The organism is Rhizobium sp. BK196 (genome assembly GCF_014193255.1).
Taxonomy (GTDB): Bacteria; Pseudomonadota; Alphaproteobacteria; order Rhizobiales; family Rhizobiaceae; genus Rhizobium.
In genome coordinates, this window is record NZ_JACHZB010000005.1 from 13,795 (window position 1) to 35,077 (window position 21,283).

Annotated in this window: 19 protein-coding genes; 8 read left to right on the top strand and 11 right to left on the bottom strand. The window is 60.9% G+C overall.

Annotation, left to right across the window (positions count from 1 at the left end):
• Positions 1–24 precede the first annotated feature (24 nt).
• A complete protein-coding gene (locus FHT78_RS17485; RefSeq protein WP_183746551.1) occupies positions 25–798 on the bottom strand; it encodes a transporter substrate-binding domain-containing protein in 774 nt (257 codons plus the stop codon).
• Between the two features lie 339 nt (positions 799–1,137).
• Here FHT78_RS17485 and FHT78_RS17490 point away from each other — a divergent pair, with 339 nt between their 5' ends.
• Complete coding sequence (locus FHT78_RS17490) at positions 1,138–3,381, top strand: OmpA family protein (protein ID WP_183746553.1); 2,244 nt, start codon at positions 1,138–1,140, stop codon at positions 3,379–3,381.
• 251 nt (positions 3,382–3,632) lie between these two features.
• Here FHT78_RS17490 and mobB read toward each other — a convergent pair whose 3' ends face one another.
• Genes mobB through FHT78_RS17505 form a run of 3 tightly spaced genes read right to left on the bottom strand, consistent with a single transcriptional unit; the run spans position 3,633 to position 5,765 of the window.
• Positions 3,633–4,166, bottom strand: a complete 534-nt coding sequence (gene mobB / locus FHT78_RS17495) for a molybdopterin-guanine dinucleotide biosynthesis protein B (protein WP_183746555.1) — start codon at positions 4,164–4,166, stop codon at positions 3,633–3,635.
• 27 nt (positions 4,167–4,193) lie between these two features.
• Positions 4,194–4,823 carry a molybdenum cofactor guanylyltransferase MobA gene (gene mobA, locus FHT78_RS17500; RefSeq protein WP_183746558.1) on the bottom strand — a complete coding sequence of 210 codons (630 nt, stop codon included), beginning with the start codon at positions 4,821–4,823 and terminating at the stop codon, positions 4,194–4,196.
• A 33-nt stretch (positions 4,824–4,856) separates the two neighbouring features.
• Positions 4,857–5,765, bottom strand: a complete 909-nt coding sequence (locus FHT78_RS17505) for a DMT family transporter (protein ID WP_183746561.1) — start codon at positions 5,763–5,765, stop codon at positions 4,857–4,859.
• 312 nt (positions 5,766–6,077) lie between these two features.
• Between FHT78_RS17505 and FHT78_RS17510 the strand changes: the two genes are divergently transcribed.
• Positions 6,078–8,633 carry a HAMP domain-containing methyl-accepting chemotaxis protein gene (locus FHT78_RS17510; RefSeq protein WP_183746564.1) on the top strand — a complete coding sequence of 852 codons (2,556 nt, stop codon included), beginning with the start codon at positions 6,078–6,080 and terminating at the stop codon, positions 8,631–8,633.
• 162 nt (positions 8,634–8,795) lie between these two features.
• On the top strand, positions 8,796–9,002 hold the full coding sequence (locus FHT78_RS17515; protein ID WP_183747558.1) for a CsbD family protein: 207 nt from the start codon (positions 8,796–8,798) through the stop codon (positions 9,000–9,002).
• A gap of 301 nt (positions 9,003–9,303) precedes the next feature.
• Here FHT78_RS17515 and moaA read toward each other — a convergent pair whose 3' ends face one another.
• The gene (gene moaA / locus FHT78_RS17520; RefSeq protein ID WP_183746567.1) at positions 9,304–10,350 is read right to left on the bottom strand and encodes a GTP 3',8-cyclase MoaA; all 1,047 of its coding nucleotides are present in this window, start codon (positions 10,348–10,350) and stop codon (positions 9,304–9,306) included.
• Between the two features lie 136 nt (positions 10,351–10,486).
• Between moaA and FHT78_RS17525 the strand changes: the two genes are divergently transcribed.
• Positions 10,487–10,861, top strand: coding sequence for a DUF971 domain-containing protein (locus FHT78_RS17525; RefSeq protein ID WP_183747561.1), 375 nt, complete (start codon positions 10,487–10,489; stop codon positions 10,859–10,861).
• Positions 10,862–10,893: 32 nt separating this feature from the next.
• The gene (locus FHT78_RS17530) at positions 10,894–12,081 is read left to right on the top strand and encodes a low temperature requirement protein A (RefSeq protein ID WP_183746570.1); all 1,188 of its coding nucleotides are present in this window, start codon (positions 10,894–10,896) and stop codon (positions 12,079–12,081) included.
• Positions 12,082–12,111: 30 nt separating this feature from the next.
• On the opposite strand, the gene FHT78_RS17535 is transcribed toward FHT78_RS17530, so the two are convergent.
• The 3 genes from FHT78_RS17535 to FHT78_RS17545 all read right to left on the bottom strand — a co-directional run bounded on the left by FHT78_RS17535 (position 12,112) and on the right by FHT78_RS17545 (position 16,046).
• Positions 12,112–14,106 (bottom strand): glycosyltransferase, encoded by a 1,995-nt coding sequence (locus tag FHT78_RS17535; RefSeq protein ID WP_183746573.1) that lies wholly within the window; start codon positions 14,104–14,106, stop codon positions 12,112–12,114.
• Complete coding sequence (locus FHT78_RS17540; RefSeq protein ID WP_183746576.1) at positions 14,088–15,320, bottom strand: HlyD family efflux transporter periplasmic adaptor subunit; 1,233 nt, start codon at positions 15,318–15,320, stop codon at positions 14,088–14,090. The genes FHT78_RS17535 and FHT78_RS17540 overlap by 19 nt, the downstream gene beginning before the upstream one ends.
• A 258-nt stretch (positions 15,321–15,578) precedes the next feature.
• Positions 15,579–16,046 carry a MarR family transcriptional regulator gene (locus FHT78_RS17545; protein WP_183746579.1) on the bottom strand — a complete coding sequence of 156 codons (468 nt, stop codon included), beginning with the start codon at positions 16,044–16,046 and terminating at the stop codon, positions 15,579–15,581.
• A gap of 45 nt (positions 16,047–16,091) precedes the next feature.
• Between FHT78_RS17545 and FHT78_RS17550 the strand changes: the two genes are divergently transcribed.
• Complete coding sequence (locus FHT78_RS17550) at positions 16,092–17,042, top strand: alpha/beta fold hydrolase (RefSeq protein ID WP_183746582.1); 951 nt, start codon at positions 16,092–16,094, stop codon at positions 17,040–17,042.
• A gap of 151 nt (positions 17,043–17,193) precedes the next feature.
• On the top strand, positions 17,194–17,805 hold the full coding sequence (locus FHT78_RS17555) for a pyridoxamine 5'-phosphate oxidase family protein (protein ID WP_183747564.1): 612 nt from the start codon (positions 17,194–17,196) through the stop codon (positions 17,803–17,805).
• A 69-nt stretch (positions 17,806–17,874) separates the two neighbouring features.
• Here FHT78_RS17555 and metG read toward each other — a convergent pair whose 3' ends face one another.
• A complete protein-coding gene (metG, locus tag FHT78_RS17560; RefSeq protein ID WP_183746585.1) occupies positions 17,875–19,449 on the bottom strand; it encodes a methionine--tRNA ligase in 1,575 nt (524 codons plus the stop codon).
• A gap of 262 nt (positions 19,450–19,711) precedes the next feature.
• Between metG and FHT78_RS17565 the strand changes: the two genes are divergently transcribed.
• Positions 19,712–20,104 (top strand): GFA family protein, encoded by a 393-nt coding sequence (locus tag FHT78_RS17565; RefSeq protein WP_183746587.1) that lies wholly within the window; start codon positions 19,712–19,714, stop codon positions 20,102–20,104.
• 134 nt (positions 20,105–20,238) lie between these two features.
• On the opposite strand, the gene FHT78_RS17570 is transcribed toward FHT78_RS17565, so the two are convergent.
• Together FHT78_RS17570 and FHT78_RS29370 are read right to left on the bottom strand one after the other, a co-directional pair.
• The gene (locus FHT78_RS17570; RefSeq protein ID WP_246715363.1) at positions 20,239–20,625 is read right to left on the bottom strand and encodes a cupin domain-containing protein; all 387 of its coding nucleotides are present in this window, start codon (positions 20,623–20,625) and stop codon (positions 20,239–20,241) included.
• 137 nt (positions 20,626–20,762) lie between these two features.
• Positions 20,763–21,260 (bottom strand): hypothetical protein, encoded by a 498-nt coding sequence (locus FHT78_RS29370; protein ID WP_246715337.1) that lies wholly within the window; start codon positions 21,258–21,260, stop codon positions 20,763–20,765.
• Positions 21,261–21,283 lie beyond the last annotated feature (23 nt).

Consider the following 21,283-nt stretch of genomic DNA (forward strand, 5'->3'; position numbering starts at 1 on the left):
TTCATCGGCCAGATAGCGAATTTATCATTCGCCGTAAACGTCGAAATCGAAGTACTTGTCCTGGATCTTCTTGTACTCGCCGCTGGCGCGGATCGCAGCGATCGCAGTGTTCAGCTTTTCCTTCAGCGGGTCGCCCTTGCGGATGGCGATACCGGCGCCGTTGCCGTTGATTTCCTTGTCGACCGGCAGCGTCGTCAGGATTTTGCAGCAGGAGCCGGCGTCCGACTTGACCCATTCGGAGAGAACGACGACGTCGTCGATGACAGCATCCACACGACCGCTGGAAACGTCGAGCTTGTACTCGTCAGCCGTGGGGTAGAGCTTCAGCTCGGTATCGGCGAGGTGCTTCTCGGCATAGTTGGCATGCGTCGTGGAGGTCTGCGCGCCGATCACCTTGCCCTTGAGACCGGCAACATCGGTGATCTTGGAGTCCTTCGGCACGGCAATTGCCGGCGGGGTGTTGTAGTACTTGTTGGAGAAGTCGACCAGCTTCAGGCGCTCCGGCGTGATCGACATGGACGAGACGATCATGTCGAACTTCTTGGCGTTCAGCGCCGGGATGATGCCGTCCCAGTCAGTGCTGACGAAAGAGCATTCGGCCTTCATCTGAGCGCAGAGCGCCTTGGTGATATCGATGTCGAAGCCCTGAATGGTGCCACTGGCGTCGACGAATTCGAACGGCGGGTAGGTCGAGTCCGTGCCGATCACGTATTTTTCACCGTCGGCGAGAGCCGCGCCGGCGAAAAGAGACATTGCTGCGAGCGAGGCTGCAGCAAGGAGCTTGGTGGAAATGCGCATGAGGATCCTCTCTGTTGGTGGCTCCGGGTCTTTTTGTTGTTCGCCGGCCGCCGGATACTTAGACGGTGCCACCACCGTCTTGCCGCGATAATCAAACCTTTTTTCGCAAAATTGCAACAGGAATCCCGCCCGCTATTGTGCGGTGCAACCAGCAGCCGGCATGGCGGCGTGTATGAACCAAGGCGGAATACCGCGTTCAGGCGAGGTTAATGCGGATCTTCCTAGCTTCCGGAACAAATCGGCATTTTGGCGATTGTGGTTTCGCGCAATGCACAAAAAGCCGTGTTTGCGGGGCAGTGAGCTCCGGTCGAAGTCAGAATAAGGACGAGGAAACCCCCGATGGGCATGAAATCCAGATTGTTTGCCAGTGCGGCTTTTCCGCTGCTTTCCCTTGCCTTCGTGGTGCCTCCGGCAGGCGCCTACGCCGCGGTCAGCGGAACCCAGCACGGTGCTGCAGGCGCCGTCGCCGGAGGTAGCTACCAGGTGGCGCAGGACGCACCTTCGGAAGAGGAACTTCTGAAAAAGAAGAGGAAGCAGGCCGAAGAGCAGCAACAGCAGCAGGAGGCGCCAGCCGAGAAGCCGCAGCGGCGCGAAGCACCTGCCGAGGCTGCTCCGGAACCTGAACAGAAGCCGAAGCGTCAGCGCGAACCCGAACCTCAGGCCGCTCCGGAAGCCCAGGCACCGGCCGCTGAAGAGCCCGCCCGGCCACGCCGCCAGCGTGAGGCCCAGCCCGAACAGGCGGCACCTGACCAGCAGGCGCCAGCCACCGAGGAGCCGCAGCGTCCGCGCCGCCAGCGTCAGGCACAGCCCGAGCAGCCGGCTGCGCCGCAGGCCGAGCAGCCTAAAGCCGAACAGCCCCAGGCAGCGGAACCAGAGCAGCCGAAGCGCCAACGCGACCGTAAGCAGAATGCCGAGCAGTCAGCGCCCGAGGCTCAGCAGCCCGCGGCTGAGGTCCCGGCTGCCGGCGAGGCTACTCAGCCCGCGGAAAAGCCGCGCCAGCGCCCGCAGCGCCAGAAACCTGAAACGACGGAGCAGCCCGCCGAGCAGAACACGGAACAGCCGGCAGAGCAGCAGGGCGGCAAGCGTCCGGCCGGCGGCAAACGGCCCGCAGCCACCGAGCAGCAGGCGGCGCCATCCGGCGAGGCGCCCCTGCCGGCAGAGAAGCCCGCAACGACCGAACAGCCGGCAGGCGAGAAGCCCGTTCCGACGGAGAAGCCCGCCACGGCTGAAAAGCCCGCTGCAGCCGAAGGGACTGCGCCCGCGGAAAAGCCTGCCGCCGAGCAGCCCGCAGCCGGTCAGCCGCAACCCGAACAGCCCGCCGCCATCGTGCCGCAATCCGGTGAACAGCCGGCAGCCGGTGCGCCGCAGCAGGCCGAACAGGCTATCCCCGCACCTGAAAAGGTTACACCGCAGGAACTGGAGCGCCGCAAGGAGATCGCCCAGGATCCGGCCAAGAGCAATGAGACGATCGTTCTGCCTGTCCAAAACGGGGCTGCCGTCCTCGACAGCGACAAGGATGCCGATCGCAGCCAGGGCAGGCAGAGCCGTCGCGACCGCGACCGCCAACGCGCCGAGAGCCAGGATTTCAAGCTGCCGACATCGGATGCCGAGGCCCAGTCGCTCAGCGCCACCCAACAGCGTGCGCCGGTGCAGATCGAGGCCATTACGCGTGAAGAAGGCCGGCGCCTCGACCGCCGTCCTCAGTTCGCCCAGCCGGATGGCGTGCGCTACGGCGAACGTACGGACGACAGCCGCGTCATCATCCAGTTCGGCGACCGCACCATCGTCCGCAGTGATGACGACCGCCGGTTCCTGCGGGATGGCGAACGGCCGAGTTATGAGGAACTTTCGAACGACCGCTACCGCGAAACGATCATCCGGCCCGAAGGCTATCGCATCGTGACGATCCGCAACCGCTACGGCGACATTATCCAGCGCTCGCGCGTCGATGCCCGCGGCCGGGAAGAGGTGCTCTATTATTCGCCCGAACTCTATGAGGATCCGGATCGCGACTACTTCGAGGACCCGGGCGCCGACCTGCCGCCGATGCGCCTGCGCGTGCCGCTGAACGAGTATATCATCGATACCAGCACCGATCCGGACCGTGACTATTACGAGTTCCTGAGCGAGCCGCCGGTGGAACCCGTCGAGCGTGTCTATTCGCTGAATGAGGTGAAATATTCAGCCCGTATCCGCGACAAGGTGCGCCGTATCGACCTGGATACTGTGACCTTTGCGACCGGCAGCGCGGAAATTCCGATGAGCCAGGCTCGTACGCTGCGCAAGGTGGCCGATGCGATCAACGAAGTGCTCGACAAGGACAAGAGCGAGACCTTCCTGATCGAGGGCCATACGGATGCCGTCGGCTCCGACCAGAGCAACCTGATCCTTTCGGACCAGCGCGCGGAATCGGTCGCCAATGTCCTGACGGATGTCTATGGCATTCCGCCGGAAAACCTTGCGACGCAGGGTTATGGCGAGCGCTATCTGAAGGTGAATACGGATGGACCGAACCAGGAGAACCGGCGCGTGACCATCAGGCGTGTGACGCCGCTGGTGCGGCCGGTGGCGCAGAACCGGTAAGTGAGTGCCGGAGTGTCATGAAGGGGGCGGGGCCGCGAGGCCTCGCCTTTTTTATTTTGTGGGTTCGGCGGCGCGGCTTCTTCCCTTCTTTCCAGCAAGGAGAAGGTGGCCCGAAGGGTCGGATGAGGGGGCCGCACAGAAAAACAGATACCGTCTTCGCTATCCGCTCAGACCTTCCCTCCTTTGTCGCTCAACCCCTCATCTGTCCTATCAGGCATCACCAGGGTCGAGCCGCGGGTCTCGACCCGTCCTCAGGACTCCCGCTGGGGAGAAGGCGGAGCAAGCCCAACCGTTTGCGCCACGAAATCCGCAATCGCGACGGTATCATCGAGATCGAATACCGCCAGTCTGCCGGCATCCTCCACCGCATGATCCGCCGCAATCGCCACGATATGCGGATCGTCAGGCGCAAGCGGATCCCGCCTTGCCGCCTCCAGCCGCCGGGCCTCGATCTTCGGGATCGGCTCGCGCTTGTAGCCCTCGATGAGCACGAGATCGCAGGGCGCCAGCCGCGCCAATATCTCTTCGAAGCTCGGTTCCGGCTCTCCGCGCAGCTCGTGCATGATGGCGTAGCGCGTGCCCGACACGATCGTCACCTCATGCGCTCCGGCCTGCCGGTGGCGGTAGCTGTCGGCGCCGACCTTGTCGATGTCGAAATCGTGGTGGGCGTGTTTGACAGTGGAAATGCGGTAGCCGCGGCGAGTGAATTCCTCGACGAGGCGAACCGCGAGCCCAGTCTTGCCGGAATTCTTCCAGCCGGCGATGCCGAAGATTTTCTGTGTCATCCGCCTTCTTTCATCCACCGATCTTGTTCATGCACGAAGGGCCTCCAGCCAGCGTTCGGCCTCCATTAAATCATCAGGCGTGTTGATGTTGAAGAAGGGATCGAGGACACTGGCGCGGGTCGGATGCAGCGGGAAGGCCACTTCCGTTACGTCATGACGCAAGAGGAAGTCGCGAACACGGCGTTTCTCGTCGATCCTGACCCATTGTTCCAGATCGCCGGCGAGCGCGGTCGGCCAGAGACCGAAGACCGGATGGCTGCGGCCTTGCGAGGCGGCGATGGCGATCTGTTCGGAGTGGCTTACAGCACCGGCAAGCCGGCTAACGAGATCGGTCGGAAAGAAGGGGCAATCGACGGAGACGGTGACGACATGGGTGGCGCGCAAGCCGGTGCCATGGATCATGGCCGCATGAATGCCGGCCATCGGCCCCGCCTTGCCGGGAATGCGGTCGGGAACGATGGGCAGGTTGTGCCCGTCGGCCGCGTCGGCATTGATGGCGATCTCAGCCGTCTGCGGCGAGAGGCGGGACAGGACATGATCGAGCAGGCTGCGGCCGCCGAGCGTGACGCCCGCCTTGTCGCGGCCCATGCGCGACGAGCGTCCGCCAGCAAGAATGACGCCCGGAATGGTCGATGGGTCGAGCACGAAATCAGTCATGGCGATACCTCGGACTATCACACGGGCGAACTCTTACACGGGTGAACGGGGCGCCGATTCCTGCGCGACCGGCGGCACGTGGCGCTTGGCCTCACGATAGAACGTATAGAGGCCGGACGCGATAACGATGGCAGCCCCGACGAGCGTCCAGAAATCAGGCACTTCGGCAAAGAAGACGAAGCCGAGCACGGAGGAGAAGATCAGGCTCGTATAGCGGAAGGGCGCCACGAAGGAGATTTCGCCGGTACGCATGGCGAGGATGACCGACTGGTAGCCGACCAGAACAAGCACGGAGGCGAGCAGCAGATGCGAGAGCGAGGTGACGCTGACCGGTTTCCAGCCGCCGAGGAAGGGGATCATCAGCGCGCCGAAGATTGCCACCGAGATTGCCGTCACCGTCGTGATCATCAGCGAGGGAATGTCCTTGCTGATGCCGCGGGTGGCGAGATCGCGCCCCGCGGTGGAGGCAACACTGGCCACGCAGAGCAGGGCGGCGGCGGTGAAGCCTTCCGGACCGGGGCGGATGATGACCATGACGCCGGCAAGGCCGACAAGGATCGCCATCCAGCGCCGCCAGCCAACCGGCTCCTTGAAGAAGAGTGCTGCGCCGAAGGTCACGACCAGCGGCAGGGATTGCAGGATTGCCGAAGCATTGGCGATGGGCATCATGCCAAGGGCGGTAATGTAAGTGACGGCAGCGATGATCTCGCAGGCGATGCGCAGCGCAATGACGGACTTGAGCATGACGCGCCAGGGCCGCAGTGCACCCAGCTTCCAGGCGATCAGGTACACGAGAATGCTGGTGAAGAGGCCGCGCAGAAACATGATCTCGCCGGCATTCATGTAGGCTATAACGGATTTGGAGAGTGCGTCGCTTGCGGAAAAGCCCGCCATCGCCATGCTCATATAGATGGCGCCTTCGGTATTGCGTGATCGCGGCATGCTGGAGATTCCCTTCCCTTGCAAGCCCTTTTAGAAGGGAAAGGCCGGAAAGGGTATCGAAGGAATGTCACACCCAAGGATAATTCGACGCTGCAGTGCGCCACAACCTGCCGTTAGGTAAAGCAAATCCTTTTGCAGCTGCGGCAAATATTAGAAATATAAGGATAATTCCCAAATCTTCCGGTTACCGATTAAGGTTGTATCAACCGATTCGGCGAAAGATGCGGCCACTCTCCATGATGGAGGATGCCGCCGAACCATCCGGAATGATTGCGGAGTGGACGGTTCCATCAGTTCAAGGCGCCGCTTCCCATGCACTTCATCGACCGACTTCTGCAAAGCCGTCGTATCGTCACCAAGGTCCTGCTGTTCGTCATCCCGCTTGTGGTGCTGATCGCCGGCGTCGGCATCCTCGGCTACCACACGGCCAACATCCTGAACGGTCACATGACGGTGACGCGCGCGACGATCGAGAACATCTCCGATTTCGAGAATCTGCAGGCCGCACTTCAGGAGTTCGTCTCCGATCCGTCGGATGCGAGCAAGGCCGGTTTCGGCAAGGCGATCGATGCGCAGGAGAGCGGCGTCCTGCGCCTCAACGGGCTGCTGAAGACGGACGACCAGCGCAGCCAGCTAGCCGAGGTCAGCGGCCTTGCCGCCGCCATGCGCAAGCAGCAGGAGACGCTGTGGGGTCTGCGCCAGAGCGAAGATGCAAGCGTCGCGGCCATTAACAAAACGGTGCAGGCGATTTCGGCTGCTGCAGATGAAGCCGGCGGCCAGACCGATCTGGTGCGCAAGGATTTCACCGACAAGGAAGTCTTCGCCAAGGCGCTTCTCTACAATTCCGCAGCCTTCAAGTCGCTGACCGACATAATGGGCGCGATGCGCGTCGACATCCAGATGGGCTTTACGCCCGAGGAGCAGATCGAGGCCGCCCAGCAGCATATTGCCGAAATCCTAAAACAACTCGATATCGCCAAGACCATGGTCTCCAAGGATGGCCAGCCGCTGATCGCGCAGGTCGCCGAAACAGCCGGCAAGCTCGATGCGCTCTTGAAGGGCAACGGCACACCGGATGAGAAAGCCTCCGGCATGGCGCCGCTGCTCACCGGCTTCGTCAATACCGAGGGCCAGATGACGCTGCAATCGGCCAAAAACAGCGATACGGCGTCCGCTCGCTTCGTCAGCCTCGACAAGAGCATTGCCGAACAGCGCGAGCTTCTGACCTCCGTCGACCAGGTGCGCGACGGTGCCGACCGGTTGCAGGTGCATGTGAGCCAGATGCTCAGCGCACGTGATGCCGCCGCCCGGGATGTGGTTCTTGCCGACCTCAAGGCTCTGACCGAAACCGCCGGAAAGATCTCGGCGCTCGGCGCAAATGATGCGGTGATGAAGGCTTTTGCGGACAAGATTGCCCCGGCTGCGGCTTCGCTGACCTCTGGTTCGGCTGACATGCTGAAGGTTGCGGCGGACTGGAAGGCGGCCCGCCAGCAATCTTCGGAAATCCTTTCCGGCGCCATGGCCTCGCTTCGCCAGTTCGTCGGCCAGGCGCAGGAACTCGGCAAGGAGGACAGCGAGCGTTCGGCCAATGTTTCCGTCTTTGCGATGATCCTCGGCACGTTGCTCGCCATTATCGGCGGGCTGATGCTGGTCGAGACGCTGCGCGGCCCGCTGAAGCGCGTCTCCGACGTGATGACGCGGCTTGCCGATGGTGATCTCGACGTTGCCATCGAAGGCCGCAACCGCGGCGACGAGATCGGCGACATGGTGCGCTCGGTCGCCGTCTTCCGCGACGCTGCGGTCGAAAACGTGCGATTGGAGAAGGAGGCCGAAAGTGCGCGTGCGCTCTCTGCCGACGAGGCAAGCCGCCGCGAAGCAGAACGCGCCCGGATCGAGGCTGAGCAAAAGCAGGCGCTGAACGCACTCTCCGACGTGCTGCAACAGCTCGCCGAGGGCAATCTGGAAATCGGCATGCGCCGCGATCTTGCCGCCGATTTCGTCGATATGGCCGATACCTACAATCACGCCGTCGAGGCGCTGCGCCAGACGCTGGCCGACGTGCGCGGCGCTACCGTGGAGATCAAGGGCGGTACGGGCAACCTCGCATCCTCGGCGGACGATCTTGCGCGCCGCACCGAACAGCAGGCGGCCGCTCTTGAGGAAAGCTCACGGGCGCTGCGGCATTTGAGCGACGTCGTGCGCTCCACCGCCGACCGTGCCAAGCAGACGGCGCAGTCCGTCAACGAAACGCAGGTTTTCGCAACCCGCTCCGGCGAAGTCGTTGCCAAAGCCGTCGATGCGATGGGCGAAATCAACCGCTCGTCCGACAAGATCGCCACCATTATCGGCGTGATTGACGAGATCGCCTTCCAGACCAATCTTTTGGCGCTGAATGCCGGGGTCGAAGCTGCACGTGCAGGCGAGGCGGGCCGCGGCTTTGCGGTCGTGGCTCAGGAAGTGCGTGAACTTGCCCAGCGCTGCGCCAAGGCCGCCCGCGAAATCAAGGAGCTGATCTCGGCAAGCTCCGGCCAGGTGCAGAGCGGCGTGCAGCTCGTCGAGGAAACCGGCCGGGCGCTTGCCGAAATCATCAGCCATGTCGGTGGCGTTCAGCGTCTTGTCGCCGAGATTTCAGCGGCAACCGGCGAACAGTCGACCGGCATCCACGAGGTCAGCAAGGCGGTGCATGACGTCGAGCTGATTACCCAGCAGAATGCGGCGATGGTGGAAGAGAACAACGCCGAAATCCAGGGCCTGCGCCAGCGCGTCGACATGCTCTCCGACAAGGTCAATCGCTTCCGCACCGGCGACGAAGGCGAGGCGCATGGTTACGGCCGTGCCGATGGACGCTGGGCGGGCAGGGCTGCGTAAGCAGGCTTAAAGGATGACATCGAGAGACCGGCGGTTTGAGAGACTTTCCTGGTTAGATTGAATCATTCCGGCCGGGAAAGCTCCGGGATCGCGGGTTTTTCTTTTGAACAATTAGGCAGTCCAATCGTTTCCAGATCATGTCCAACGAAGGAGATGACCGTGATGGATTGGAACCGTGTTGAAGGCAATTGGAAGCAGATGAAGGGCAAGGTTAGGGAACAGTGGGGCAGGCTCACTGACGACGACCTCGACCAGATCAACGGCCGCCGCGAACAGCTCGAAGGCAAGCTGCAAGAGCGCTACGGTTACGAAAAGGATCGTATCCGCCGCGACATCGACACCTGGTACGACAACCAGACCTGGCACTGATAACAATCCGACATCAGAAGACTTGGCCCCGCTTCGGCGGGGCTTTTTCGTGCCGGTGATCAGCTGCGGCAAAATGGGTTGAGGCTCTGGCCGAATCCTAATCTCCATTGGACATTCTGGAACGACGCGCAACGGATTGACGAGCTATGAGCACTGCGGAAAAATCGGCGGAGTATGACCTGGTCTTCGAAGCCGAAGCCTCATTTAAGCGCGGACCTGAGAGACAATTCCTGTGCTTGTCACAAGAATGAGGGCGGAGAGGGAGCGCCGTGCCAAAGGCCCGGAAGGTCGCTGCTGTTACTCACCCCCCGGTGACACTCATATGTCGTGCTACGGCCGGCCTGTTGTGGGTGCGGTCGATGATGAAATCGTGGCCCTTGGGCTTGCGGGTGATGGCCTCGTCGATCGCGGCGTGAAGCAGGCCGTCGTCTTCGGTGCCGCGCAGTGCGGCGCGCAGGTCGGCGGCGTCGTTCTGGCCGAGGCACATGTAGAGCGTGCCGGTGCAGGTAAGGCGCACCCGGTTGCAGCTCTCGCAGAAATTATGGGTGAGCGGGGTGATGAAGCCGAGACGGCCGCCGGTCTCTGCAACGCGGACATAACGGGCAGGGCCGCCGGTCTGGTAATCGATATCATTGAAAGTGAATTGCTGTTCGAGATCCGCTCGCAGCTTGGAGAGCGGCAGGTATTGGTCTGTGCGGTCCTCTTCGATCTCGCCCATCGGCATCGTTTCGATGACGGTCAGATCCATGCCTCGGCCATGCGCGAAACGCAGCATGTCGGGCATTTCCGCCTCGTTGAAATCCTTAAGCGCCACAGCATTGAGCTTGATCTTCAGCCCGGCCCTCTGGGCGGCATCGATGCCTTCCATGACTTTGGCAAAATCGCCCCAGCGGGTGATCTTGCGGAATTTTTCCGGATCGAGCGTGTCGAGCGAAACATTGATACGGCGCACGCCGCAATCATAGAGTTCCTCGGCATGGCGGGCGAGCTGCGAACCGTTGGTGGTAACAGTCAATTCGTCGAGACCTGAACCAATCTGGCGGCCGAGCTGGCGCACGAGATACATGATGTTCTTGCGCACCAGCGGTTCGCCGCCGGTCAGGCGGATCTTGCGCACACCCTTGGCGATGAAGGCGGAACAGAGCCGGTCGAGCTCTTCCAGCGTGAGCAGATCCTTCTTCGGCAGGAAGGTCATGTTTTCCGACATGCAATAAGTGCAGCGGAAATCGCACCGGTCGGTGACGGAGACGCGCAAATAGGTGACCGCACGCCCGAAGGGGTCGATCATCGGGGCCGCATCCGCTACCAGCGGGGCGGCATTGCCTATCGTTCCGACTCTTGTGTTCACGACTGTCTCCGTACTCGTCCCAATGTGGGCATATGCTATTGTGGCGTCAAGGGAAACAGGCCGCGGCGCCACGCGAATTCGAGCTTGCGCTGAAAAAGATCAGCGCCTACTCCTCGCATCAGAAGAGGACATCATGATGAGCGATATCTGGCCGACCGAAATCAGGGTCTCGAAAGACCGCCAGAGGCTGGTGGTAAATTTCAATGACGGGCAGAGCTACGATCTCTCGGCCGAGCTTTTGCGCGTGCTGTCACCGTCTGCCGAAGTGCAGGGACACGGGCCGGGGCAGAAGGTCACTGTGCCCGGCAAGCGCAACGTCGCCATCGTCTCCGTCATCCCGACGGGGAATTATGCCGTACGCATCGGTTTCGACGATATGCACGATACCGGCATCTATACATGGACGTATCTGCGCGAACTCGGCGAGCGCGGCTTCGAGCTCTTCTCGGCCTATGAGGAAGAACTCGCGGCCAAGGGAATGAGCCGCGACGTGGCGGAAAAGCCGCGCTGATCGCAGTAAACTGAGGGGCAGACGAGGGGCACATGACGGAAACACATAAAAAGGGCTGGCTGCGAGCCCACGGGCACACCGGCAGCAGGGTCACATTCCTCGAGCTCTTCTTCGATCTCGTTTTCGTCTTTTCCATCTCGCAGCTGTCGCACGCGCTCTTTGCCCATTATACGCTGCTGGGTGCCGCCGAGGCAGCGCTGATGATGTTTGCCGTCTGGTGGGTGTGGATCTTCACCGCCTGGGTGACGAACTGGCTGGACCCTGAACGCATGCCGGTACGAACGATGCTGATCGTACTGATGCTGCTCGGCCTCGTTCTCTCGGCCTCCATTCCCGAGGCCTTCGGTGAGAAGGGCCCGCTGTTTGCCTCAGCCTACGTGCTGATGCAGGTCGGCCGCTCGGCCTTCACTACCTATGCGATGCGGGCTGCCGGCCGTTCGGCGACGATCAATTTCGTGCGCATTACCACCTACCTTGCTGTTGCCGGCGTGTTCTGGATATCAGGCGGGCTGCTGGAGCATGAGGCACGGCTGATCTGCTGGGTAATCGCTCTCGCCATCGAATATTGCGGACCGGCGCTCGCCTTTGCGGTGCCGGGCCTCGGCAAATCCAGGACGGAAGAGTGGGACGTCTCCGGCGCGCATATGGCGGAACGTTGCGCGCTCTTTGTCATCATCTGCCTCGGCGAGGCGATACTCGTTTCCGGCCGCACTTTCTCGGAGATGGAATTCTCGACCATGACCGGCGCGGTCTTCCTGATCGGCTTCATCGGCACGGTCGCGATGTGGTGGCTCTATTTCCGCTTCGGCCATGGGCGGGCGGCCCACCGGATCGAGCATGCCGATACGCCGGGGAGCCTGGCGCGGCAGGCCTTCACCTATGCGCATATTCCGATCCTTGCCGGCATCATCGTCCATGCCGTGGCGGTGGAATTCATGTTCGAGCATCCGCATGAGACGGGCAATCTCGCCATTGCCGCCTCCGTTCTCGGCGGATCGGGGCTCTTCCTGATCGGCAATCTCTGGTTCAAGGGCGCCACCAGCGGGCGCCTGCCGCTCTCCCACCTTGCCGGTATCGTCATCCTGCTGCTCTCAGCCTTCCTCGCGCCCTTCATGCAGGTCTATGTGATGGGCATTCTAGCTGCGCTGGTGCTGATCATCGTGGCCGCCTGGGAATACAAATCGCTGACGCGTGGGCCTGCGGCGGCGACGTTGCACTAAGATCGGCTGGTCGGGACGAACGCCAGCCTACTACAACGTGCGCGTTCGCCCGAAGGACCGCATCAAAAGATTGATGGAGACGGCGACTTTGTCGATGTCGCGGATGTCCCGCGAATATTGACCGGTGTAGAGTTTCACAATCATGTTGTCGCGAGCAGCGCCACTGAGTTCGAAATACAGGTGCAGATAGTAAGCTTGCTTATCGCCGCCGCGACTTATGCTCCTGCCTCGCTGAGTGACCTGTCCGAGTTCTGCTTCGAACGGGGCGAAGCCGGGCAGCTTCAGCATGACCGATTTTGATTGAAATCGCGCCGTGACGGGGACCGCAACGACCGCCTTGTCCAGGGCCAAACTTACGACCTTACCGGGGACATCGTCGACCTTAGCGGCTTCATCGAGTTTGAACGCATGAAACAGGCGCCGGGGCTTCTCAAAGCAGATCAGGGAGGCGATGAGCATGACGATGATATTGATACCTGACCAAACGGCGGCGACCGGCGAAAACTGACCTTGTATAGGCGACGTTTCCGGCACGATATTGACCACAAGACCGAGGACGGTGACCGTGATCAGGCTTGCGATCCAGGCGAAACTGTAACGGTCGAACAGGTTCGACTCGTTGCCGCTGCCCTTCGGCGTCACCCTGAACGGCTTGCCAAATGGCCTCACCAGGCTGGAGACGACGGTAGGCAACATGCGGAATGCCGCGAAGGTCCCGACCGCGCTGGAAACCACAGGCAGATAACGGGTCGGCGTGATCCACAGCATAAGCAGAAAATACGCCGCCAGCAGCGGCACCTGATGCGACACGTAATCGGATATCTCCGTGAAATAGAGCGGGAGCAGGCCGAGCCAGAGATAGACGATCGGAACAAGCAGTATCGCGAAGCGGACCAGATACTGTACCAGCCATGACATCGGCAGAAACATGATCCGTTGAAAGAGCGTCAATCCCGGTCCGCGCAGCGGGCCATTGTACAGGTAAAGAGTTTGAATACCCCCCTGACACCACCGCTCGCGCTGCACGAAATAACCTGTCAGGTTCTCGGCGGCCAGTCCCATCGATAGCCGCTCATTCAGGTAGCGTGTCTTGTAGCCTTTGTTGAGCATCGAAAGAGTTGTCAGCAGGTCCTCGGTGATCGACTCCGTCGGAAACCCGCCTATGGCGTCGACGGCCGTGCGCCGCGCAATCGAGCATGACCCGCAGCAGAAACTGACGTCCCAGGCGTCCCGGCTCGGGGCGATCTCGTCGAAGAACAGGCGCTGCTCGTCCGGCCAGATATTCTCCAAGCCCAGGTTCGATTGCACCGGATCGACATTGAAGAAATGTTGCGGTGTCTGGACGATGCCGATGCTTTCATCGCTAAAGAAGGGCAGTGTCCGGCGCAGGAAATGTCGATAGGGAACAAAATCCGCGTCGAAGATCGCAATAAACTCGCCCGAGCTGACCTTCAGCCCATTGTTCATATTGCCCGCTTTGGCATGCTTATTGTCGCCGCGCGTGACGTGGATGGCGTTCTTCTCCTCGCAATAGGCCTTGAGCCAGTCCCGACGTTGGTCGTCAAGCACATACACGTTTAATTTGTCGGCAGGATAATCCAGCGCGCGCGCACCGATGATGGTTCGCTCGAGCACGTCGAGCGGCTCGTTATAGGTAGGAATGAAAACATCTACAGTTGGCAGTTCACGCTTGTCGCGCGCAAAGAAAACGTGAGCCAGCCTGTCGGCTTCTGCGCTCCGATCGACGTAGCGGCTCATCAATATCAAAAAAAGGACCACTTCGACGCAGGCCAGAATCTCGACCACAAACAGGATCCAGACCCAATAGAAATTCAGACCGTCGTTGGGATAGGGAAGAACAGTCTCGGTCAAGCGCCAGAACATGTATCGCAGTAGGACTGCTGCCACAAACACGCAGGTCACCGTCCGCGTCCAGGTGCGATGGCGCGACCAATTGAACGGCCCCAGGAAGAAGAAGGCCAGAACGAGAAAGGTCGGAACCAGTGCTACAAGATACTGAACCACAGGTTTTTAACCCAGTTTGACAGGTTGATGCCGTGTTTGGAAAACCGCACCTGCACGGTGCGCCCCACCTGGCAGAAGTTCGCAAAATCCCCGTTCATGAAGGATGGATCGAGGCGGACCCGAATGCGGGCGTTACGCTGTGTCGATGGCGGCAGACTGGCTGCAAAGGAATCGGTTTCGACAGCCGCCGAGCTGCCTCTTACAGAAATGACCGTACCCTTGAAGACATCACTGCGGCCGAACAGGCGGACTTGCGCAGCAAGGTCCGGATAGATGTCGTCATAGTCGACCTCCGGAACAAGGATATCGACAAACAGTTCTCGACAGTCGAGGAGGCGCATCAGCTCGTTGTTAAGCACCACGTTCGAACCGTTGACGATACTCCTGCTCCAGACAACACCGTCGAACGGTGCTATTGCGGTTGCGGATTCAAGGCTGCTGACGCGGTTTTTCTCTTCGAGCAACTGCTTTTGAGCTTCGGCAGCGCGCGTCTCATTTTCGGCTATGCGCGAGTTCAGGTCGTTGATGTGAATAATGACCTCGTCTTCGCGCTGACGTGAATAGGGCACATCATTCTGTCCGTCACCGAAGACAAAGATGCCCTGGCGGACAGCATCGAGCCGTTGTTGCAATTGATCGACAGTTAAGTTGCTGATTTCGACCTCGCCGCCGGTCGCAGCACCGGCGGCGCGCGCGACCTCAACCAGCTTCTGCGTAAGAATGCCTCTCGACTTGAGCTCCATCCGGCGGTTGAGGTCGACCTGCGCCACCAGGTCCTGAGCTTGCGACACCTCGACCTTCTTCCGCAGGATTTCGACTTCGCGTTCAAGATTGGCAATGGTGGTCTGCCTGTAGACTTCCAATCTGGCGGACAGCTCCTCGCGAAGCTGAGAGAGTTCCGCCCGTTCCTTTTTCAGCGCTGCGACGCGGTCGAGCGCCGTGTTGCGATCTGCTTCGAGCGAGGCGAGGATCGCGCGATTGACGCGCGTATTTTTGATCTCTGCGAGAGACTGTCCCCCTTTGACCGGGCTGCCCACCTTGAGGGGCTCTTCTGCAATCGTGCCGTCGATTGGTGCATTGACGAGAGCGAAACGTGCGTTGACCGTACCGTCAAGGCTCGTAAAGCCGGTGATCGCTGGCAATGCGACGACAGTAATGAGTGCCAGCAGCAGCAGACCGACAGTGATGCGTGTGATGCGATGGTTCCAGATCATGTTGTCATCCGAAGGTACCGCTTCAGCAGCCATTGGCCTATCGATCCGGCACAATGGATACAACTAAATCTTGCATAATTTACCGCAACGGAAATCAATAGACAAGTGATGGTCGTAAGCGCTCTGCTAACATATAGGCTCTGGAGGAAGCGCCGCAGCCATACCCGTCAGCGCGCCGACACAATCTCGCAGCGGTGCAGGGGCTATGCTCGAGCCATCTCCGACGTCTGCGGCAGATTGATCGGGAGAATATAAACATCAATCCTCGTCGCGCAGATCCCGCAGCAACACGCCGATAATGCGCTCCATCGAATCGGCTGTTGCCATGCATTGCTCGATCGGCTCTGCCGACAGCGTGCGTTCGATAAGGCTCGTCTGGATGGCCATGGCTTCCTCGGCGAGCTTGCGGCCCTCTTGTGTGAGATGCAGGCGCAGCACGCGCTTGTCGCGTTCGTCATCTCGCCGCACGATCAGGCCGCGCTTTTCCATCTGCGGCAAGAGCATGCTCATGTTGGAGCGGCCGACCAGCAGCTTGCGTGCCAGCTCCTGCTGCGAAATGCCTTCGAAGCGATAGAGGTTGACGAGAATATCGAGATGCGGCGGCTTGATGTCGAGATCGGAAAGCGAGCGCGCCAGGGATTGCTGCATGAGCTGGCAGGCGCGAGCCACCGCGATCCAGCTGCGAAAACGCGGATGATCCCAGGGTAGGGATTGATTTTTGTTCATCGTTGTACTTTATTGTTCAGTGTTGAACATTAACGGAATCCCATCATGGCAAACTTTACGCTGAAGGTCACCCGCCTCGGATTTTCGCTCATGCAAGCCGTCTCCCCGCGTCTTGCCGGCGAAGCGGCCTTCCGGCTGTTTTGCCGAACGCCATCCGCCAGGCCGAAAGGTGAGAAGGCAAAGGCGACGCATGCGGCGGGTGATGCGAGGCTCGCGGGCTCAGAACGCTTCCTGCTGCCCGTCGAGGGTACGCGCGCTCATGCTTACAGGCTGAACGGCGGGGCGCTCGGCCGGCGCAAGCGTTACCTCGTCACCCATGGCTGGGGATCCGGCATGGCCTATATGGCCGACCTCGTGACGATGCTGGCAGACACCGGTGCGGAAGTGATCGCGCTCGATTTTCCCGGCCACGGCCGGGCCGGCGGGCGTTTCCTGCATATGGGGCTGGCGGTCAAAGCGATTGCGGCGGCTGAAGCCCGCTTCGGCCACTTCGATGCCGTTATCGGCCATTCCTTCGGCGGCGCGGCGCTGATGGTTTCTGCCTCCGCCATGCTGCCGGATGTGAAGCCCGTCTCGGCCGAGCGTATGGTGCTGATCGGCTCGCCGAGTGAAATGCAATGGCTGTTTACCGATTTCGGCCGAATGCTGCGGCTGAAACCGGCCGCACAGGCCGCGCTCGAGGATGTCGTGGAGCGCGTCACCGGCCGGAGACTGGAGGCGTTCGATGCGGGAAAGACTGCCGCAGCCATCGGCAAGCCGGTGCTGGTCATCCATGCCGAGGACGACAAGGAAGTCAGTGCCGACCACGCGCGGCGTTATGCGGCTTCCGGCGATCATGTGCGCCTGTCCTGGGCAAATGGGTTCGGCCACCGGCGCATCATCTCGGCAGAGCCGGTGCTGAGCGAGATCGCGGCTTTCCTCGCAGAGGAAGACATCAAAAAAGATGCTGAGATCATTCCGATTTTTGAGCTTCCGGCGCGTCGCGCATCGGTGTAGCGTCCGCCCGGCCGCAGGTCAGACGGCCGGCACCACAGCATCGGCGCGAAATCCGAGTCGATTTTCGGACAGCCTGATGCGCAGATTCAAAGAGGTTAGAGCGTCCTTTGTGCGTCCGAACGGACGCACGGCGCTCTCGGGCGGGATACGGATGAAAATCATCAGCAATATCGAAGAGCTCAACGCAATCTATGGCGCGGGCCTGTCGCAGGCCTCCGTCGACAAGGTAACGAAGGCGCTGACGCCGCTCTATCGCGGAATGATCGAGAGGTCGCCCTTCGTGGCGCTTGCGACCGTCGGCCCGGAAGGTCTCGACTGCTCGCCGCGCGGCGATCTCGGTGGCGTGGTGCGCATCATTGACGATACGACGCTGCATCTTCCCGACTGGCGCGGCAACAACCGCGTCGATTCGCTTTCCAACATCGTGCGCGATCCACGCCTTTCGCTGATGTTCCTCATCCCCGGCTCCAACACGGTGATGCGCATCAACGGCCGCGGCGTCGTTTCCAATGACGAGGCGCTGCTTGAGAGCTTCGAGATGGACGGCAAGCATCCGCGCACTGTCGTCGTCATCAGCATCGTCGAAGTCTATTTTCAATGCGCCCGTGCGGTGATGCGCGCCGAACTCTGGAACGCCGACCACTTCGTCGATCCCGCAAACCTGCCGACGCCCGGACAGATGCTGAAGGATGCAGTCGGTGATTTCGACCACGAGACCTATGACCGCGAATGGCCGGCGCGCGCCGCCAAGACGATGTGGTGAGGTGAGGGTGTGACCCTGTAGTGATGCCTCACCATCCCTCATCTGTGTTGGGAATGGCTCACGGCCCAATCAGCCGCTCAGTTCGTCAGCTTGACCCGGCACTCTCCTCGGAAAGAGCACCGTGTCCGAGGCCGTTCTGACCCCGTCGACGACAAGCGGGGCGCTGTAAACATCAGGCACCTCAACCCCAAGCCTGCTATGCAACGCCGCAGCCGATCGCGGCAGGAAGGGCAGAAGGCACCGCGCAATCACCGCCAGCCCGTACACCTGCTCTGCAAGGCAGGCACCGAGACGCTCACCCGTCTCCTTCCTCTCCGTGGGCGTCAGGTCACCCAATAGGGCCTTGGCGTCCGCCCATGGCGCGCGTTTGGCAAAACGCCGGTTCGCCTCTCCAACAAGAGCGAAGATATCAGCGAGGCCGACATGCAGCTCATAAGCATCGAAGGCCTGAGTCACTTTCGCAGGAAGCCGCGCCGCCTCTTCCGTGAAATCACTCTCCTGCAGTGGCGGAACGACCCCGCCGAAGGCCGACGAGACAAGTGCCAGCACCCGGTTGGCGAGGTTGCCGAGCTGGCCGCCGAGCTCTCCTGTCCAGGCAGCTTCCAGACGCTCGGCCGAGAAATCCCCATCCTCTCCCGAGCGGACATGCCGGAGCAGGTAATAGCGCAGCGCATCCGGCGTGCCGTAAGCCTTGATGATGTCATCAGGATCGATGCCGTTTCCAGCCGATTTGCCGATCTTCCGGCCATCGACGGTGACATAGCCGTGTACAGTGATCGACGACGGCGGCGGCAGACCCGCTGAAAGCAGAATGGCCGGCCAATAGATGGCGTGGAACTTGGAAATCCCCTTGCCGACGACGTGAGTGCGCTCACCGCTGGTGGTCCAGTAGCGGTCGAAGAGTTCGTGATCGGTGCCGTAGCCGAGTCCCGTCAGGTAGTTCGCCAACGCATCGAACCAGACATAGACGACTTCATCACCATCAGGCACGGGAACACCCCAGCCGCGCGCCCGTTCAGCGCTGCGCGAGACGCTGATGTCGTCGAGGCCGCGCCTGACGAGTGCGAGCACCTCGTTGCGCCGGTGGGGCGGCACGATCTTCAGCTCGTTGGTTTCGATGAGGTGCAGCAGCCGGTTGCCGTGGCGTGAGAGGCGGAAGAACCAGTTTTCCTCCCTGACGAGTTCGAGGGGCACACGGTGTTCCGGGCAGCAGCCGTCAACGAGGTCCGACGCCTCGTAAAACTGCTCGCAGCCGACGCAATAGAGGCCCTCATAGGCCTTGCGATAGAGGTCGCCATTGTCGGCGCAGGCGTTCCACAAGGCATGCACGCAAGCGACATGCCGCGGGTCGCGCGAGGTGCGCACGAATTCATCGTTGGAAATATCGAGGCGCGTCCCGAGCCGTTCGAACCTGTCGGCATTGGCGTTCACGAAATCCGCTACGGGCACGCTCGCAGCTTCCGCCGAGCGAACATTCTTCAAGCTGTTGTCATCGGTGCCGCACTGAAAACGGACGTTGCGGCCAAGCAGGCGGAAATGGCGCGCATAGGCGTCGCCCTGCACGAGTTCAAGCGCAAAACCCACATGCGGGGCGGCGTTCACATAGGGGATGGAGGTGGTGATATAGGTATCGGGCTCGTTCATCGGTTGATCCTTCCGAAGGCTGTTCGCCCGCGAGACGGATCGACCCATGAAAAGACCGCCTCGAGGGCGGTCACTGGTGCATTATGGACGCACGAAACCCGCCACGCTATGAGCGCGGCATCATCATCGCGACGGTGTTGATCACGGTCCTGTCCATGCAGAGCTCATATCACCGGTAACGGCTGGCGACAAGCAGGCTGCATTCGGCCCTATATCGGCTATGTTGCGTGATGCATGTGCCGGTGCGGAGGAGGCAAGGGCGATGGACACTATCAGAACAGGCGGCTGTGCCTGTGGCGCAGTCCGATACGAAGTCGAAGGCGAGCCGTATCAATCAGGGCTCTGCCACTGCACCAAGTGCCGGAAGCTCACCGGCTCGATCTTCTCGGCGACAGCCAACTGGCGGCGCTCGAAGTTCAAGATGGATGGCGAGATCAACACCTACAACAAGCGATCCTTCTGCCCGATCTGCGGCTCGCGGCTGTTCTTCATGTTCGACGACGGCGTGGAAGTCTTTGTCGGAACCCTGGATACGGCACCTGATAATATCAGGCCCATGGTCGAGGTATGGACTGTCAGACGCGAGCCCTGGCTGCCCGCTATCCCGGGTGTCCGGCTCTACGACGAGAATGAGCCCGCTTCGTCCAGTCAGTAAGCTGGGCCAGTCGTCATCAGGCGGTCAGTTTAAAGGGAGCGATCGTCGAGAAAGCCTGAAACCCTCGTCGCGGGCGGATCGTCTGCCGTCGCCGGCCACCGCCAATCGCGCGATGGCTCGTATCTTCCGCCTGATTACTTCACCGGTACAACGAGCGGCGAACCCTTGGTGACGATATAGGTGGCGAGTTCCGAGGCCTTGCCATCTCCGACATTCCGCGCCGAATGGGCAACGCCCGTGGGGATGAACAGCGACTGGCCGGCCTTGAGCGTCACAGGCTTTCGGCCATCCAGCTGATATTCCAGTGTGCCTTCGATGACATGGGCGATCTCTTCGCCCGGATGGTGATGCTTGGGCGCAAAGGCGCCGGGGCCGAAATCAACGCGGACCTGTGAGGCCTCGTGACCGGGCACGTCGATGTCGTTCTTGACGAGGTCGGTGCGCCGGATGGGCTGGTCGGCATAAACCGACGTCAGGCCCGTTCCGCCGGCGATGATGAGAGCGCCTGCTGCCATGATCATGGTGGTCTTCATCTAACTATCTTTCCCTCAGACTGGTGAACCCGTAACAGGGCGACGGGCCTATCTGAACAGAGGGATGAATAGGAAATGTTTCAGCAGACGGGGTTTTTTGTATCGCCGTGTATCTACGAGACTCGTCAGTGTTTTGCCAAAAGCGCTTCGAGATGCTTATCCAGCGTCGTCCCGCCCCGATGGGGACGGCCGGACATTTCGAAACCGGTGTCGATGGTGACTTCAGTCATCTTCGCATAGCAACGGGCGGCTGCCCATGAAAAGCCAAGCCCGAGATAATATTCCTCGAATTTCTCGCGGGGGATCGTCTCTATCGTGACGGGACGGCCGAGAAGCGATGAAAACGCGTTGGCGACATCGGCGAAGGAATAGCGCTCGGGACCTTCGACATAGTCTATCCCGATATCGTCAACCGGGCTTTTGAGGCGAGCGACGGCTGCCTCTCCGAGATCCCTTGGCGAAACCATCGGCATCTTCAGATCAGCGGGGAAGGGCGTGAGCAGGCGCCCGGTCTCCCTCACAGACTGCAGAAGCATGTCGAGATTGGTGAAGTAATATGCGCCGCGGTTGACGGCGGTCGGAATGCCGCTTGCCTTCACGAGGCGTTCGAATTCATACAGCACAGAGAGATCGCCGATGCCGGCGC